The sequence below is a fragment of the gamma proteobacterium symbiont of Lampromicra miyakona genome (assembly GCF_059730895.1).
Genome location: NZ_AP035934.1, coordinates 165664 through 181611, shown reverse-complemented (window position 1 = coordinate 181611; position 15948 = coordinate 165664). Strand labels below are relative to the sequence as shown.

Here is a 15948-nt window from a genome sequence, read left to right as displayed (position 1 = left end):
AGTGCATGAAACCTCGTTAAGGTTTCTGTCGGAGGAGGACTATATGGAGATCAGCGTCAACCCCATGTAAGACTAAACGCAAACATCCTTTCCGGGCTTGTCGAATTTCGGCCGTTCCGATATGAAAGGCAGTCGGCTATAGAGGTTTCCTGTCACATCAATATAATCATAAAAGAGTGCGGACAAGATTTCCCAGTTAGTAAACAAGTGAGCATCGGGTAAAAAAACCGCCATCGGTGTGAAAATTCGCTGCTGAAGAACATCTGCTTATAAATCAGACCTTTAGCTTGGCCTGAGTTCACTTTCCTTAAGCGACGTCCCTCCCGTGAGCCTCACAGCTCCGGTCAGACCGGCGTCCTGGAGAAGATCGTGTACAGAGATACTGCCCTAACGTTGCTAAAATACAAGCGCTGGATTGATGCCGGTATGCTCAGCGCCATTGCCGCCACGGATGCGCGATCCTTCGCCGCTGAGCGTAGGAAAATGCTGTGTCTTATGCATCACATTCACGTTACTGATATGGTTGTGCGCGCCAACCTGAGCGGGGTGGAGCATCCGTATTCGGGCTTGCATGAAGGCAGGACTCCGGAAGCAGGCACGCTGATGCTGTCCATGCTCGCCTGTAGCAACTGGTATGTTGAGCACGTGGCAACCATACTGCCCCCCGCGTGGGATGGCATGCTGACTTACCGTCGGACGGACGGAAAAATGGCAGAGACCTCAATGCTGGCGCTGATTGAGCAAGTGATCCTGCACGGTACCCGTCACCGCGGCGAGGTAAGCTGGCTGATCAACGCCTGCGGAGGGCGCGCGCCGCAGGACGTTGCGTCCGGTTTCCTGCGTGAAGTTCTCCGGGATATCAGCTAAGCCGCACTGGCTGCGGATTACGCGGACGTGAATGCTGCAGCCAGTTCCGTTATAAATGGTACCGGTCACTGATAAAAGGAGACTGCATATGTCCTGGGCACACTCCTAATCCACTCCATCCGGCCGTAATATTTTTGGTGAATACGCGCATCAAACCCAGGCGCCGTCGAGCTTCTGGTCGCCCTGAATAGGGACTGCCCAGCCTCATCCACCTCAGAGCAGAAGCGCCTGAAGATCAGCATGACAGAATCCGCTTGTTAAAACTCGCAAAAGGTGAGGTTTCTTCGTGACCTACGGTTATCTGAAGTGTGAATAGATGCGGCATGTAGCGGATTATTATTAGTCCCGTGAAGTCGCTAAATTTGTGGCTGACCGCCGCGAGGTGAATCTGCGCAATCACGGACAGCAGAAATACTCACTGACTCATTTTGTCCCTTTGCCCCTTCTAAGGCGGCGTTACGTATCGAATTGTGTCCAAATGAGTGCGAATGCTGAGGCTCAGATAAGTTTCATCTGGAGCATATCGCGAAGTGGCAACCATTTGTCCGGGGGTTACCGCCCAGGCTCGTCGTAGCGGCACAGTAAATAGCGAAGTCGCGCAGCTCAGGCGTGCGCTCACGCTGCTTCACTGATGAATGATGTGGATTCGTCAGAGTACATGTCAGGAAGGATGCCGGTACGGGTACAGTTTATTTACCCCCTGGTGAATTCGGAGAAGATAACCCCGTACCGACACTGGTTAATTTAACACAGCGGTACTATGTCGCCACCGGCCAATGCGCCGGCATCGGTTCAGTCCGCTACCAGATGGCCCGACGGGTGAACCAAACCGGGGAGCAGGTCAGACTGAACGCCCCGTACACGGCGGGGAACGGGTGACGAGCGAGGTGAAAAAAACCTTGCCGGTGTAGCGGCCCGGCTAAGGTGAAGGTACGGAGCGGATCTGAAAAAGGTCCAAACCACCCTAATGGCCAGACGTCTGACCGGCATCTCGGAAAGTCGGAACGCCGGAATAAGCGGAGCGCAGCGACCTCCATAACTGGAACTAAGGCGCGTTGTCCGCTATTTTGCTAGAAAAATGACCATAGACTGGGCAAATGAGACACGCAACAGATATCCGGATGAGGACGTACGTTCGTATAGGTTTCTGGATATGGACCTGGCTGCTGGCCACCGCTTCAGGTGCCGCGCTGTGCTTCTATACCGGGTCTGAAGCCGCTGTGCTCTGGATGATGAAAGCGCTCTCCCTGTGTTCAGGCATCACCGGTGTGGCGGATACCTTCATTACGCGCGTGCTGCGCTGACGAAAAGAACGCTGAAATATCAGTTATCAGAACCGTGAAATGCGAAGGATGTTAAGCGCGACGTCGGACTCGTCACGGAGCCCCTTTCTCTCATTAGCATGATGCCGGCACTGGAGTCAGGACAGGTAAACCGTGAGCGACTTGTTCGACTTCTCTTGTAGAATACGGAGAGCGCCAGCGCAGAAGGGTAACGCCGGTCTGTGAAGGCGGCCGGCTAAGCAGGACGAAAAGGGTCCCGGGAGCAACAGGAGTTAGTATGTCCTGGCTGAGGCTGGCGCTGTTGGGTTCTGATAACATGTCAGCTATTACAATACGTCACACTGGTGTCAGCAGAGGGGGCACGCACACTTTCATCATGACGTTATATTGGGTAACTATAACCAGGAAGCATCTGATTCATAATATGGACATTGATGCGCTGCGAAGATTATGTACCAGACTACAGAAACACAAAGGTCCGGAAGGAATTCAAGCTAACTGATTCCTTGGTGACGCCATCCCGATGCCTGTCTCGCAAATTACTAACAGCTTCCTCTGAAAAGAACATCTGTAAAGGCGCCGAAAATTCAGTGAGGCACCTGCAATAATTCCGTATTGTTCAGAACGCCGGAAGCCAGGTTAACTTACCAATCAACCCGCAGTAATTCAGGCAGCACAATCAGGACTGTCCGTGGAAGAGTGGCACAGGACGGATTAACCCTAGCCAGAAAAAAACCGGAATGGGACCGAGAATAATTCAATGATTTTTATAAACTTTGTCTGGATCTAATCCAGCCAGCGCTTTCATCATGGCTTCGGGTAAACTGTTGTCAAACCGGGCCCTGCAGCCGCGGGCCTGAAAAGCGTGCTATAGGTATACGCCGTACACTGCGGTAAGGCAGATATTTCATTCCGTTAATTACTTGACGTCAGACAGATTAATAACCCACGCTTAAAATGCATACCCAGCATGACGACTGGGTTAATCCATCATTTACCAGACGTTACTAAGGATTAATTATGGTTGATAAAGCAGAAGTTCTGGACCATGTGCAGGTAGTGGACGTTGATGGCGAACACGTGGGTGTTGTTGACCACCTTGAAGGGGATGACAAAATTAAGCTGGCGAAAAGTGACCCGGAAGCCGGCGGCCAGCATCACATCATTCCCTTCAGCTGGGTTAAGGAAGTAGATGATAACAAAGTCATTCTTTCCAAATCTAAAGATGAAGTGGAAAGTGAGTGGCAGGCTGTGTGATGAAACGCCGCGGCTGTTATGCCGCGGCTAATTTTAAACGCTTTATCGTATTTACTGCATAATTCCCTGGCATTGAACACAACAATTTTTTTCACGCATATATATTCTGATCTACTTCCGGCAACCCTGCCATACGAAACCAGTATTTTATCTGATATCCATATGGCAGATTTTTCTTCTCGTTAGAACGCCATCTGCACCTACATTCGATCCTGAGGTTGATATTTTCGTAAGCGTCACACAGAGATCATATTATCGATCACTCATAGGCGTATTGGCTCGGACTTAAACTAACTGTCTGCGCTCATGGCAGCCCCTGGAATGTAACTTTCCTGCCCGCATAGATTGAGACTACAGACAACGAGGCGCTGAAACAGGAATATATGCAAAAAGCCAGTCTGATTGTTGCTGGCTTTTTGCAACAACACAAATTTAAAAGGTAACCGGCGTATTAACCCACAGTACACGCGCAACTGCGCTGCCGATATTATGATAACCGTGTGGTATATGGCTGGGGAAATAGAATGAATCACCCTGCTCCAGCACCCAGGTATCCTCGCCCAGCCGCAGTTCGAGTTTACCTTCCAGCACATAACCCATCTCCTCACCTTGGTGCTCAATAAGGCCATCACTGGCAACCCCAGGTTCGATAATGTGGATATTGCCTTGCAGTAGACCCCCTTTGTGTTGCCACGTCAGGTTTTCCAGCTCAATACCGCCTTTTTTACTGCGCTGTAAAAAACGTTTGCGGTTGCGCTGTTCAGTCTTTAATACGGGTTGTTCGGCGGCCCACTCCTCGGCCATCAGATCGGCGATACTGGTATCCAGCGCTTTTGCCAGCCGGTGCAGCATGGCCAGCGAGGGTGATGCCGCCTCGTTTTCCAGCTTTGATAATAAACTTTCCGAACATTCTACCTTTTGCGCAAGTTGTTTAAGCGTCATTTCCTGTACAAGACGAGCGTGACGCAGGCGCATTCCCAGAGGCGTGCCTGATGATTTGAGATCGGTGTTTTTTTTCATTGATTTTGCTTCGTTAAATTCTGCCTGTGGCCTGCATACTGGCAGGCAGGCCCGGCAAGATAAATCATTCTATTACAGCGAACTGGATCTCTTTCGGCGAACAACCGTTAATCGGCACGATGTCCTGTGGGCAAGCAGACATCACGGCCACGCAATCCAGCTCAGCCCGAATTTCTACAAAATCTCCTTCTTTACTGACCGTAGGCAACCATGAAATTGAATAATCAGGGTTTACCGGCGTGTTCATCCACAAGTTCAGCGGCTGCGGCACTTCGCGGGCACGCAAACCAATCGCGTTCAGTGCCAGACGCATATTATCCGCACAGCTATCGTGATATTCGGTAATACCCATGTTGGTGTAACGATAGAGATCGCATGCCGCAATCATCGTGTCATGTACACCCGGTGAGGTGTCCGTCAGCAAGGTGGCAATCGCGCGGCGCTGATTGGTGACCAGCACATCACCCGGTTTTGGGATGATCTTATCGATAAACGCGCGGGTATGTTCCATCGATGCAAACTCGCTGAGATCGGCACTATTGAAAAACCATGTATCGCATACCTGGCTGCCAGGCGTGTTGATGATCTTAATGAGCTGGCCTTTTTTCAAATGCACAGCACGCCCACAACGCGGCGGAATGGTATACAGCTCATTCAATACAGGCACACCATCAGCGGTGATCGGTGACGTTGACGTCGGGTTCACGCCCAGTGCATCACCATTGTCTTTCGCACAGCAGGCCGGAAATTGATTTGTGGTCATGGTTTAACTCCTTCAATAGTAAGAGATAACTCAGTCAACGCGCAGGCTAACGTTCGTGCGCCAGCGGCCAGTGAGTCAGGATCGGTATATTCAGTCGGGTTGTGGCTAATACCACGGTGGCTGGGGACAAAAAGCATACTGGTCGCGCAGTGTTCAACCAGATGCATCGCATCGTGAAACGCTCCAGAAAGTAGCGTCGTATGGGAAATATGCAGCGCCGTGCCTGCGCGCGTTAATACAGCGTTGAGCTGTGGGTCAAAACTTACCGGAGCTTTATTCAACAGCGGCTCCACTTTCACCTGCTCACTGGCAAGACCGGCGATAAGCGCGTCGAACCGGGCCAGAATTTCCGGGTCAGGATGGCGAAAATCTACGGTAAAGCTGGCACTGGAGGGGATAGTATTTACCGCATTGGGGACCACCTGCCAGCGACCAAAAGTGAGACGTAAATCGTCATCGCTGCTATCCATCTGATTTTCAATCTGCGCCAGCGTATCGCGCGCCAGCGTCATCGCATCCTGGCGCAGTTTCATTGGCGTGGTGCCCGCATGGGCAGAAAACCCGAGGCAGGTTATCTGATACCAGCGTACGCCCTGGATACCGCTAACAATTGCCAGCGGCTGGCCGCGCGCTTCCAGCACTGGGCCTTGCTCAATATGCAGCTCAATAAAACAGGCCATCTGCCGATCCGGGCGCAGCGGGATCTCCGCAAACCGGGCCTGATATGCGCTGAGTGCGTCGGCAAACACCACGCCATCTTCGCCGATAGTATCGAGGTACTGGGCAAGGCGTTGTGGGTAGACAAACGCGCTTGAGCCCATTGCGCCCGGGGAGAAACGGCTGCCTTCTTCGTTGGTCCAGATCACCACTTCAACCGGGCGTTCTGTCACCACTTGCGCATCATTTAAGGCTTTTAAACAGACCATTCCGGCAATCACGCCGTAACAGCCATCATAATTTCCACCGCAGGGCTGGGTATCCACATGGCTACCGGTGGTGACCGGTGCGATGTTCTGGCGGCCCGGACGCCGAAAGAACAGGTTCGCGGCGGCGTCATGGTAAACCTCACAGCCCAGTTCTCGTGCGTAGCCGATCAGCCAGCAGCGGGCTTCAAACTCAATATCGCTCAGTGCCTGCCGATTGGTACCACCGTTTTCCAGCCCACCAAAACGGGCCAGTTTTTCCAGAAGCGTATTCAGTAGATCTGCATCAATATGCCGGGCAACCCGTAAACTGGTCTCTTTCATGCTAATTTCTCCAGCTCTTCAGATTGAAGGGGACGGCGGAACAGCGGTGCCAGGAAACTGCGCAGTCGATCGCTTTTCGGTTGAGTGAAAATTTGGCGCGGCGTACCACTTTCGATGACATTGCCATCAGCCATAAATACTAACCGTGATGAAATATGCGCGGCGAAGGCCATCTCGTGGGTCACCATCACCATCGTCATGCCCTGTCCTGCCAGGTCGCGGATTACGTCCAGCACCTCTTCAACACGCTCAGGATCGAGCGCTGAAGTCGGTTCATCGAGTAGCAATAACTCCGGGTTAAGCGCCAGTGCACGAGCGATCCCTACCCTCTGCTGCTGGCCGCCAGAAAGGCGAACTGGCCAGTCATCGGCTTTTGGCAACATCCCCACCCGCCCGAGTGCAGACATTGCGGCAGTCTTCGCCTGCTGGCGGGACATTTTTTTGCCCAACACCAGCGGCGCCGTAACATTTTCCAGCACCGTCATATGCGGCCAGAGGTTAAATTGTTGAAAAACCATCGATAATGGTTTGCGCACATCGGCAATCTGTTGTGTGCTATCCACGTGCGCGGGGCCACGTTGGGTGCCGGAATATCCCAGCAACTGGCCTTTGATCAGCACATCGCCTTTGTCGTAGGCTTCGAGAAAATTCATACAGCGTAGTGCTGTGGTTTTTCCGGAACCAGAGGGACCTATAAGTGTGACAATCTCACCATGGTGGACACTGAGGTTAATGTCATTCAGCACCATATGGTCGGCGAATGATTTACCAACATGGCGCATTTCAAGGACGGGTACAGAACGATTACTCACGTTATTCTCCGGTTCGTAGCACATAGCTCAGGGTTCTTACGCTCAGACTTACGCCCTGAGCCAGCAACCAGTAGCTGATAATCAACAGCGTGTAAGGCAAAACGTAGCTATAGGTGTTGGCGACAATCTGACTGGTGGTCATGGTCAGTTCCGGCACCGTAATGATGGAAGCAACGGCGCTTTCTTTAATGGTCAAAATAAACTGATTACCCAGAAGCGGCAGCGCAAAGCGAATGGCCTGCGGTGTCTGGATATGCCAGAAACAGCGTTGTGAAGAGATAGCGTTCGCCAGCGCCGCCTCGCGTTGCCCCGGCGGGATACTGTTCCAGGCAGCACGGAAAATCTCACCAAAATAGGCGGCGCTATACAGCATCAGAGACAGAATGGTTGCTTCGACAGCACTGAGCATGATGCCAACAGACGGTAAGCCAAAGTAGATCACTGCCAGTTGCGCCAGAAACGGTGTGCCGCGAATGATCCAGACATAAGTGCGCCACAAGTGATATGCCAGGCTGCTCTGGCGGCATAAGCCGTTCATCACGAAGCCCAGCAACATACCACCAACGGCCGCGCAAAGGCTCAACATAAGCGTGACGCCCAGTGCCCGAATATAATCCGGCAGGTATTGTGCAAATTCCGTCATCGTTGCTCCCTCTGCCAGTGGCGTTCTGCCTGACGTCCGGCGAATGCCAGCAGGCTGGTCAACATCAGGTAGACCAGCGCGACGGCCAGATAAACCTGCAATGGTTGATAGGTGGATGACGCCAGTTGCTGGCCAACGCGCATTAAATCCGTCAGCGCGATCACGGAAACGACCGCCGAGGTTTTTACCACATCAATCAGTTCAGAAATCAGTGACGGCATCGTTGCCCTTACCACTTGTGGCACCTGGATACGCCATAAAATCTGCCGTGAACTCAACCCGCAAATGGCCGCTGCCTCCAGTTGACCGGTAGCAATGCTGGCAAAACCACTTTTCAGTATCTGCGACTGGTACGCCGCAGTATTAAGGGTTAACGCGAGGCTGGCGGCCAGAAAACCAGGGAAATTCAGCCCTAGCTGAGAAGGCAGATAGAAACAGAGCAGCAACTGAGCAAGCACCGGAGTTCCCCGGAACAGGCTGACCCATCCATGGGACGTCATGCGGGAGATCCATCGCGGGCTGACAGACATACGCCATAAGCCAATGCCCACCAGAAACCCGAGTGCCATTGCCGTCAGGCAAAGTGTGGCCGTGGTGACTGCCCCTTCAAGGAGCGCGGGGAGCCAGTGGATAAAGCTCGTCATAAAATCCGTCATCAGTCAGAACTCACAGCGCCGGTTCAGGCATTGCCGTTGCCGGAACGATCATGGTGAAACCAAACCACTTCTGCTGAAGTTCTTTCATAGTTCCGTCGCGATTGGCTTCGATAATGCCGTCGCTAAACAGTTTCACCAGCGAAGCGCTATCGGCATCTTTACGCCCAACCCAGCCAAAATAGGTCTGCGGTCCGAGCATTTGCGGTATTGTGGCGAACACCCCCGGGCGGGTTTTGATCAACGGCCCGAGGTTAGAGAGCGACTGTGCAACACCGTCCAGTCGGCGGGACGCAAGGTCGGCATAGGCTTCATCAAACGCGGTGTACTGTTTGATCTCTTTAATACCTGGTTTGCCACTGGCACGAAGTGCGTGGTCAAATGCCTGTAACACCTGAAGCTGGCCGGAACCGGCCTGGGTGCCAACCACTTTACCGCTCAGGTCATCGGGCGATTTGATGGCGTTGTCTTCCGATCGTTTCAGTAATGCCACGGTGGATTCCGCTACTGGAGCGGTAAAACCAAAGTGCCCGATACGCTGTTTGTTGACGGTGACAGCAGTGATCACGATGTCGAATTTTTTCGCATCCAGCCCCGGCAAAATGCCCTGAAAAGGCAGATCTAGCTGTTTCACTTTCACCCCTGGCAGTGATTTCGCCAGAATGTGATTCATAAGATCCACGTCGTAGCCCACGATTTTGCCATCATCGACATACTCAAAGGGGGCGTAGCGCGCTTCCGTGGCAACGGTTATCTCCTTCGCTTCTTTAATCCTGTCAAGAAGATCGGCGTTTGCTGGAGTGCAAAACAAGCTAGCAGAAATCATTGCCAGGCTGGCAGGCAAAGAAAAACGGATCAGTGTCATGGCGGCTCTCCGAAAGTGATTTGAACTTTAGTAAAGATACTTGAATATAAATACAGGAGCATGAAACATGCCAGATGCACAGGCCCAGTCGTAATATTTATATCTCTTTGAAAGATAACAGATATTTTGCTAAGAAAGATCTTCCTAGGTTTGAGGCGTGGTGGTTAAAGGTGTGTGCGACTCGCGTGCATTGCACAGTGATGGTGCTTTCACTGCCTAGTGAGGGGGCAATGTGAGTATCTTTTTGATGGGGTCCGCCTGGAAAGTGGAGAACATCGTACGTTAAGCCTGTTTTTTGTACAGACGACTATATATTGTATTTAAAGAGCGGTATTTACCCTGTCCCGGGTTGAGATTTGTTCGCCAGACGTAATCTCCGCTCAGATTTATATGCTCCCATCCCAGCGGGGACAAATGAGCAATATTCTGATCATTTTATTGGTATCCCTATTCGCTTCAGAGCCGCTATGGCTCTTTCTATATACACAATATTCCACAGTAAGAACGCCGCAGTTTGTAATGTCAGCCCTCTGGCCGATAGCTCTGATTTTCCATTCCCCAGTCTATAATTTCCCCTGACCGAGGCATAAAGACTTCTTGCGCCAGGGCGTTTCGGGTCTCGTCTGTATTCAACCCCGCCGTACGCGCCGCTGAAGGGAGAGCCCCAGAAAGCAGTCCAGCATAAACAGTAACCTTTCGATATGCCCGATCTCCCTCAGAGCCTTTGGCATAACATACTGTTTCGGATATCCGTTACGCTGGTGACCAGCCAGATATGTGAGCCAGCCGGAAGTTAATCATGCCTCGCCCTCTCTGAAATCGCTGACAAGTACACGCAGGAGCTCTGGCTTCAGTGGCCCGGTTAAGCCACAGGCTCCCGCCCGGCAGCGTCAACTTAAAGCTGATGGGAGAATGAACTGCGGCAGACCCGCAGCGCAAAGCAGACCTGTCTTTCACTGGCACCGTAGCGGGTCTGTAAATCCCTGACCCACTCGCGCAGGCGTGCCAGCGTCAGCTCTTTTTTGCCATCACATCCTGAAGCATGGCCTTATCGTGGCTCAGATCGGCAACCAGCTTCTTCAGGCGATGGTTTTCCTCCTCGAGCTACCGCATATGTTTCAGTTCTGAAGGAGAAATCCCGACGTGCTTTTTGCGCCAGGGCTGAACGTGGCATCGGAGATGCCCAGCCTGTGGCAGACTCACGGTACGGGCGTACCCAGCTCAGCCTGCTTCAGGGCAAAACTGTCTGCTCTTCGGTGAATCCTGACTTTTTCATCAGCACAACCTCCGCACTAGCTCATTTGGTGCACCGTAATTTGCCGATTTATCCATTATTTCGTCGACAGATGAAGTTTTATGCCCGCCCTGGTGGTCGGTAACCCTAGCGAGGACTGAAAATCCACCAGGAGGGCATTGGCGCTGGTCAGTTTTTCTGCCTGAAGGTAATTCTGTTTCATCCATCTGAGCCAGTGGGTGCTCAGCTTCAGGTGATGACAGGAAATCTAATCGGCGGGATCTGTTATTTAATGTGTATGACCACACTGGCTGAATACATGTTTGACCATCTGTATGCTTTTTCACTGACTGCGTGCGTTCTGATTGCCTTTTCCCGGCGCCGAGCCGTTGCGGAAATGGCAGATTCGGTCTTCCAGGTTTTCATACTCTTTTCAGGCAAGCGTCACAATATTACCGTATTGACAGTAGTTTCTAACACCACGCTTTCAGTGATCCGGCCTTGTATGTCCCGGCATGCCGGGACGCTGGGGTTAATCAGAAAGTGGTCCAGTTTTCGTCCGTACCGGCTGGCATTTCCTGCCTGACCCTTATCGGGACCGTTGATGTACTAGCGGCGGTCTGTATCGGGTAACGTGAAGGGGACTCTGCTGCAAGCGTGAATACTGACACTGACTGCAGCAGCATGGACGCCTGCTCACGCAGGCTCTGCGAGGCCGAGGCCGATTCCTCAACCAGCGCGGCGTTCTGCTGGGTCACCCCGTCCATCTCCGTAACGGCGATGCCTACCTGCTCAATGCCGCGGGCCTGCTCTGTGCCGGCAGCGGTGATTTCCTCAACCGTGTCGGCCAGTTGGCCCACGGAGGAGACGATGTCAGACATGGCCTCCGCGGAGCGGCCTGCCAGCGCACTACCCGCATTGACGCTGGCTGAGTTCGCCTCAATCAGCTGACGGATTTCGCCCGCCGCCGTGGCGCTGCGCTGTGCCAGCGTGCGCACCTCCCCGGCCACCACGGCAAAGCCCCGCCCCTGCTCACCCGCGCGGGCCGCTTCAACGGCCGCATTGAGCGCCAGAATATTAGTCTGGAAGGCAATGCTGTCAATGACAGACGTGATGTCAGCAATACGCGCAGAGCTTTCGCCGATGGTTTTCATGGTGCCGGTGATGTCGGCAGTGACCGCATTGCCTCTGTGAGCGACTTCACGTACGTTCACGGCAAGCTGCGCCGCCTGCCGGGCGTTGTCGGCGTTATTTCTGACCGTCACGCTGAGTTCACTCATGGTGGCAGCGGTCTGCTCCAGCGCGCTGGCCTGCTCTTCGGTGCGTTGGGAGAGATCCGAGTTACCCTGTGCTATCTGCAGGCTGGCCGTGGCCACGCTTTCAGCGTTGCCGCGCACGGTACTCACGGTCTGCACCAGTGATTCCTGCATCTCGCTGACGGCGCGAAGCAGCCTGCCGGCCTCATCCCGGCCGCTGACGGGCACGGTCTGGCTCAAGTCACCGCGGGCGATGCGCTGCGTTGCGTCCAGCGCCACGTTGAGCGGGCGGGTGATGCTGCGCGTAATCACCACTGCGGCAACAATGCCCAAAAGCAGAGCGGCAAGTGCCGCCCCGGCAAGCAACACCACTGCATGCTGGCGCTCCTGCACGGCCTTTGCAGCAGACGCCCTCATGCGCCCCTCCTGGAACTGCTGCATTTCGTTCAGGGATGCCATGTAATCACCCTGCGTATGGTACCGTTGCCCGAACAGCAGCTGTGTGGCTTCATTGTTTCTGTTCTGACGCCCCAGCGCCACCACCTCATCAATAAAGGGCAGGAACAGCTCGCCGCGAGCCTTTAGGGTAGTAAAAATTTCCTTACCGCGTACAGAATCAATCTGACCCTGAATGAGAGTCGTCAGCTCATCAACCTTCCGCCGCTCTGCCTGATAGTCAGTAAACACTTTATCTCGCCGGGCTGGATCGTTAATCAGGATGACGTTGCGCGCAAGCCGGCTCATGTCGGCGGTATAAAAACGCAGCTCTGAGGATGCGGTGGATTTTGAGTAGAGGCTGCCGGCAATCAGTTCTGTGGTACTACCCAGCGAAACGAGACGGCTGATACCGATGAGGGCCATAAAAAATACCATCAGCATCATGAAAGCGAAGGCCACACTCAGGCGAACGCCAATTCTGGTGTTGTTCATAAATTAAATTTCCTGCAGGGAAATACGAAAGAACATAGGTACCTGGCAGCATGAGCCGGAACCTGTTTTTTGTGAACGGGCAAGAAAGCAACCCTGATCCTTTTCTGTTATCGGCTCAGTGAAAAGCGTCTTTAGAGAATACCTTCTCTGGGATAAGGGAGGGCGGCGCTCCCCACTTGACGTTTTCGTCTGCTGAGCCGCACTGACCACAGGAGGAGATTCCTTTTCAAAGAAGCTAATTAAGCGGCTCCGCAAGGGAGCGCAAAGAAACGCCGCATCGCGCCGAAGCGCGTGAGCTGGATAGCGCTGAACCTGGTTCTGCCGGCGTGGGAGGTATCCAGTTGGAGTCGCCATGCCGGACGCAATTACTCCCGCCTGTGGCAGGGCCTGCGCGAGGTCACGGCAGGGCGCGGCGCCGGAGACTACTGCCGCCGATGCTGACTGCCGCAGGCAGCTGCATCGGCGGGACCGGCTGGCTACGGGTAGGCTGCGTTTGCTCGTGCTGATGCTGCTGGCGGCGACCGGGTTAGTGCAGGCGCTGGTCACCTGCTTCCGCCTGTAGCAACTGACTGAAAAGAGGGTGTCGGCGTCAGAAAAGGGCAGTTTTCAGGACTTCCTGCAGGAAATGCGCTGGTGCCGGCACGCGCTGAGTAACTGCCTGCTCTGAGTAAAAGGTGAGAAGCGAAACAGAAAAGTTAGCGTCACATAAAAACCGTGTTGACAACTACACAGGGAGGCTATGCTTAATTATCTGATGGATTTGATACTGAACTGAGAAGGCTTTGATACATGAATTCCATAGCCGAATTTTGTACATGTAACATATAGTCATTGGCTTCTTTTACATGTCCAGCATTTCTTCAGTTGAAACCTCAATGCCACGAGTTAGAGGGCTACAACCTCGCAGAAAACGTATACGTTAATCGACTAACCGCAAATGCCGCTCCCCTAACTCCGCCAGCGACGCCGCACCTAACATGCCTAAATCGCGGCTCACCTCGCTGGTAATCAAATCAATGGCTAAATTAACACCCGATAAACCGCCCACCGCACAAGCATAATTAAACGGCCGCCCGACAAAACAGGCTTGCGCTCCCAGCGCGATGGCTTTGATGGCGTCGGTGCCGCGGCGAATCCCGCTATCAAACATCACTGTCATTTCACCCGCAGCTTCAACGATTTCCGGCAGCACATATAATGGAGGGATCACCGTATCCAGCTGTCGGCCGCCGTGATTGGAGACCACAATGCCGTCGATGCCGATGGCTTTACAGCGCAGCGCATCGTTGCGGCTGAGAATGCCTTTAATCACCATCGCGCCAGGCCAGCGCGCGCGGATATGCCCGATATGCTGCCAGGTTAAGTGGCTGCGACCGCTGAAATCCCGCACCGCGTTTTTCGAAAACAGCGGCGCGCCGCGTTGCGCATTATTGTTCTCAAAATAGGGCATGCCGCTTTTCATCAGCGTCTTTAATAAGGTGCCGTTTAACCAGCGCGGATGCGTAATGCCTTGCCACGCCAGACGCAGGCTGGGACGGAATGGCGTGGCAAATCCGGCGCGCACGTTGTTTTCCCGATTGGCTTTAACTGGCGTATCGACGGTGATCACCAGAACCGGGATGGCGGCACGTTTAACGCGATCGATCAGCGCATCAATCTCCTCCAGCGTTTTCGGCAGATACGCCTGGAACCACATATCACGATTCACCTGCGCCACATCTTCCAGCCGCGTCAGCGAGGAGCCGCTCATGATAAACGGCACCTTCTTCTCCATCGCCGCGCGGGCCAGCGTGCAATCTCCGTCAAAACCGGTCAACGCCGAGATGCCCATCGGCGCGATGCCAACCGGTGCCGCGTAGCGCTGCCCAAAGAGCTCAACCCCAATGCTGCGCTGCGACACATCCACCATGTTTTCCGGGATCAGGTTGTAGCGCGCGTAGGACGCCAGCGTGTTGCGCAGCGCGATATTGTCCTCGACGCCGCCAGCAACATAGGCGAACAGCGGATGCGGCAGATAACGTTGAGCGTACTTCTCGAAGTCGTTCAGAGACAGGCAACGCGACTGCATATTGCGCATGATGGTGATGATCCAGTTGGGGGAGAAGGCAGCGGAAAACCAAAGGGATCAATGCTATTGCACTGGCGGGATTTCACAAATCTATAATTTGGCAATACTAATGTGATATTTGCATAAGAACAGTTTTCGGAAATGCAAACGCCACATACAGACCGTATTGAAGCTCCATATTTATATGGTATTAACCAGTAAGTAAGGATGATCCTGATCATCCCGGCGCACGTGGCAGGGTGTCCAGTAGGCCCTAACGGTGCAACTTGCGCCAGTTGAACACAAGGTTGTCGTTGTGGCCGTATTCCCGGGCCAGCTGGGCCATACAAGCATCCGGCTGCAGGCTCATTCCGCCATGCGGATTTTGAACTCAAGCAGCCAGTCCGGACGCCGTTTTTAACGGGTCGGGTCGTTTCAAGGTTGAAAGCGTAAAGCTCCTCTTCAAACCTTCAGGCGTGTAGTCTTCGGGCAAGGGCCAGTTGACGCCGCTTCGCCGGAAGCGCGTGAACATCTTATGTGTAGCGCCCGAACTGATGTTTAGGTGCCCTGCAATCTCCCTTAGGTCAGTCCGTCGTTAACCGGAGGCCAAGTGCCTGAGTGACCCATCGTCTTATAATACAGGGCGTGTTTTTGTCCACGGTAGTGTCCATCTTCGCGAAAGTGTCCATGGTAGGAAACACGGGCAGAAATGGAAGACGGTGTAAACGTGACGCTTACATAGAAAACGTGAACAGCGGCTTATCCGGAACATTATCCTGCTGGATGGGGCTGAGCTGAGGGGCGATCGCAAACGTATCATGGATTTGCGGCATAGCGCCCGGCGGGAGAGCCGGGAAGGGGGCAGCGCTGTCGCCTTTCAGCACAGTCATAACGCGCTCCGTGCGCTCAACGCGTTAAGCGGGCGTATGCAGGTGAACGGTGCCGCAGAGAATACGCTCGCCCCCTGGTTACGGCAGTAGATCTGCTGCCGCCGGATTTTGTAGCGTGGGAACAGAGTGCTTACGGGGTGTTCATGGCCCAGCCGCCTGGCTGGCGCCAGATGGTGCTGGT

At 53.6% G+C, this 15948-nt stretch carries 13 protein-coding genes and 2 pseudogenes; 3 read left to right on the top strand and 12 right to left on the bottom strand.

Annotation, left to right across the window (positions count from 1 at the left end; translation table 11 throughout):
* The first annotated feature begins 369 nt into the window (after window positions 1-369).
* The 3 genes from AC6I8P_RS23725 (at window position 370) to AC6I8P_RS23715 (ending at window position 3407) form a co-directional block, all read left to right on the top strand.
* Window positions 370-867 carry a DinB family protein gene (locus AC6I8P_RS23725; protein WP_072217102.1) on the top strand — a complete coding sequence of 166 codons (498 nt, stop codon included), beginning with the start codon at window positions 370-372 and terminating at the stop codon, window positions 865-867.
* A 1121-nt stretch (window positions 868-1988) separates the two neighbouring features.
* Entirely contained in the window at window positions 1989-2171 is a 183-nt protein-coding gene (locus tag AC6I8P_RS23720) for a hypothetical protein (protein WP_059012387.1), read from the top strand.
* 999 nt (window positions 2172-3170) lie between these two features.
* Complete coding sequence (locus AC6I8P_RS23715; protein WP_059012384.1) at window positions 3171-3407, top strand: DUF2171 domain-containing protein; 237 nt, start codon at window positions 3171-3173, stop codon at window positions 3405-3407.
* Window positions 3408-3839: 432 nt separating this feature from the next.
* Here the strand turns inward: AC6I8P_RS23715 and AC6I8P_RS23710 are convergent, their stop codons facing one another.
* From AC6I8P_RS23710 to AC6I8P_RS23655, 12 genes and pseudogenes are all read right to left on the bottom strand, one after another.
* Window positions 3840-4427 (bottom strand): cupin domain-containing protein, encoded by a 588-nt coding sequence (locus tag AC6I8P_RS23710; protein WP_059012382.1) that lies wholly within the window; start codon window positions 4425-4427, stop codon window positions 3840-3842.
* Window positions 4428-4491: 64 nt separating this feature from the next.
* Entirely contained in the window at window positions 4492-5190 is a 699-nt protein-coding gene (locus tag AC6I8P_RS23705) for a DUF1989 domain-containing protein (RefSeq protein ID WP_059012381.1), read from the bottom strand.
* Window positions 5187-6437, bottom strand: coding sequence for a M20 family metallo-hydrolase (locus AC6I8P_RS23700; protein WP_059012380.1), 1251 nt, complete (start codon window positions 6435-6437; stop codon window positions 5187-5189). Before AC6I8P_RS23700 ends, AC6I8P_RS23705 begins: the two co-directional genes overlap by 4 nt.
* Window positions 6434-7219 (bottom strand): amino acid ABC transporter ATP-binding protein, encoded by a 786-nt coding sequence (locus AC6I8P_RS23695; protein ID WP_230201135.1) that lies wholly within the window; start codon window positions 7217-7219, stop codon window positions 6434-6436. Before AC6I8P_RS23695 ends, AC6I8P_RS23700 begins: the two co-directional genes overlap by 4 nt.
* Before the next feature lie 31 nt (window positions 7220-7250).
* Complete coding sequence (locus AC6I8P_RS23690) at window positions 7251-7892, bottom strand: amino acid ABC transporter permease (RefSeq protein ID WP_222987268.1); 642 nt, start codon at window positions 7890-7892, stop codon at window positions 7251-7253.
* Window positions 7889-8536: an amino acid ABC transporter permease gene (locus AC6I8P_RS23685; RefSeq protein WP_498013348.1), complete on the bottom strand. Its 648-nt coding sequence runs from the start codon at window positions 8534-8536 to the stop codon at window positions 7889-7891. Before AC6I8P_RS23685 ends, AC6I8P_RS23690 begins: the two co-directional genes overlap by 4 nt.
* Window positions 8537-8558: 22 nt before the next feature.
* Window positions 8559-9410: a transporter substrate-binding domain-containing protein gene (locus tag AC6I8P_RS23680; RefSeq protein WP_059012378.1), complete on the bottom strand. Its 852-nt coding sequence runs from the start codon at window positions 9408-9410 to the stop codon at window positions 8559-8561.
* A gap of 282 nt (window positions 9411-9692) precedes the next feature.
* Window positions 9693-10159, bottom strand: a pseudogene (locus AC6I8P_RS23675) (Tn3 family transposase); the annotation flags it as partial.
* Between the two features lie 268 nt (window positions 10160-10427).
* A pseudogene (locus AC6I8P_RS23670) lies at window positions 10428-10686 on the bottom strand (transposase); the annotation flags it as partial.
* Between the two features lie 494 nt (window positions 10687-11180).
* Window positions 11181-12830 carry a methyl-accepting chemotaxis protein gene (locus AC6I8P_RS23665; protein ID WP_059012376.1) on the bottom strand — a complete coding sequence of 550 codons (1650 nt, stop codon included), beginning with the start codon at window positions 12828-12830 and terminating at the stop codon, window positions 11181-11183.
* A gap of 919 nt (window positions 12831-13749) precedes the next feature.
* Window positions 13750-14907, bottom strand: coding sequence for an alpha-hydroxy acid oxidase (locus AC6I8P_RS23660; RefSeq protein WP_059012374.1), 1158 nt, complete (start codon window positions 14905-14907; stop codon window positions 13750-13752).
* Window positions 14908-15611: 704 nt separating this feature from the next.
* Complete coding sequence (locus AC6I8P_RS23655) at window positions 15612-15767, bottom strand: hypothetical protein (protein WP_195910938.1); 156 nt, start codon at window positions 15765-15767, stop codon at window positions 15612-15614.
* Between the last annotated feature and the right edge of the window lie 181 nt (window positions 15768-15948).

Coding starts and splice junctions, on each gene's coding strand:
- AC6I8P_RS23720 (WP_059012387.1), top strand. CDS start 1,989: ATGAGGACGTACGTTCGTATAGGTTTCTGGATATGGACCTGGCTGCTG.
- AC6I8P_RS23715 (WP_059012384.1), top strand. CDS start 3,171: ATGGTTGATAAAGCAGAAGTTCTGGACCATGTGCAGGTAGTGGACGTT.
- AC6I8P_RS23710 (WP_059012382.1), bottom strand. CDS start 4,427: ATGAAAAAAAACACCGATCTCAAATCATCAGGCACGCCTCTGGGAATG.
- AC6I8P_RS23705 (WP_059012381.1), bottom strand. CDS start 5,190: ATGACCACAAATCAATTTCCGGCCTGCTGTGCGAAAGACAATGGTGAT.
- AC6I8P_RS23700 (WP_059012380.1), bottom strand. CDS start 6,437: ATGAAAGAGACCAGTTTACGGGTTGCCCGGCATATTGATGCAGATCTA.
- AC6I8P_RS23695 (WP_230201135.1), bottom strand. CDS start 7,219: ATGCGCCATGTTGGTAAATCATTCGCCGACCATATGGTGCTGAATGAC.
- AC6I8P_RS23690 (WP_222987268.1), bottom strand. CDS start 7,892: ATGACGGAATTTGCACAATACCTGCCGGATTATATTCGGGCACTGGGC.
- AC6I8P_RS23685 (WP_498013348.1), bottom strand. CDS start 8,536: ATGACGAGCTTTATCCACTGGCTCCCCGCGCTCCTTGAAGGGGCAGTC.
- AC6I8P_RS23680 (WP_059012378.1), bottom strand. CDS start 9,410: ATGACACTGATCCGTTTTTCTTTGCCTGCCAGCCTGGCAATGATTTCT.
- AC6I8P_RS23665 (WP_059012376.1), bottom strand. CDS start 12,830: ATGAACAACACCAGAATTGGCGTTCGCCTGAGTGTGGCCTTCGCTTTC.
- AC6I8P_RS23660 (WP_059012374.1), bottom strand. CDS start 14,907: ATGCGCAATATGCAGTCGCGTTGCCTGTCTCTGAACGACTTCGAGAAG.
- AC6I8P_RS23655 (WP_195910938.1), bottom strand. CDS start 15,767: ATGACTGTGCTGAAAGGCGACAGCGCTGCCCCCTTCCCGGCTCTCCCG.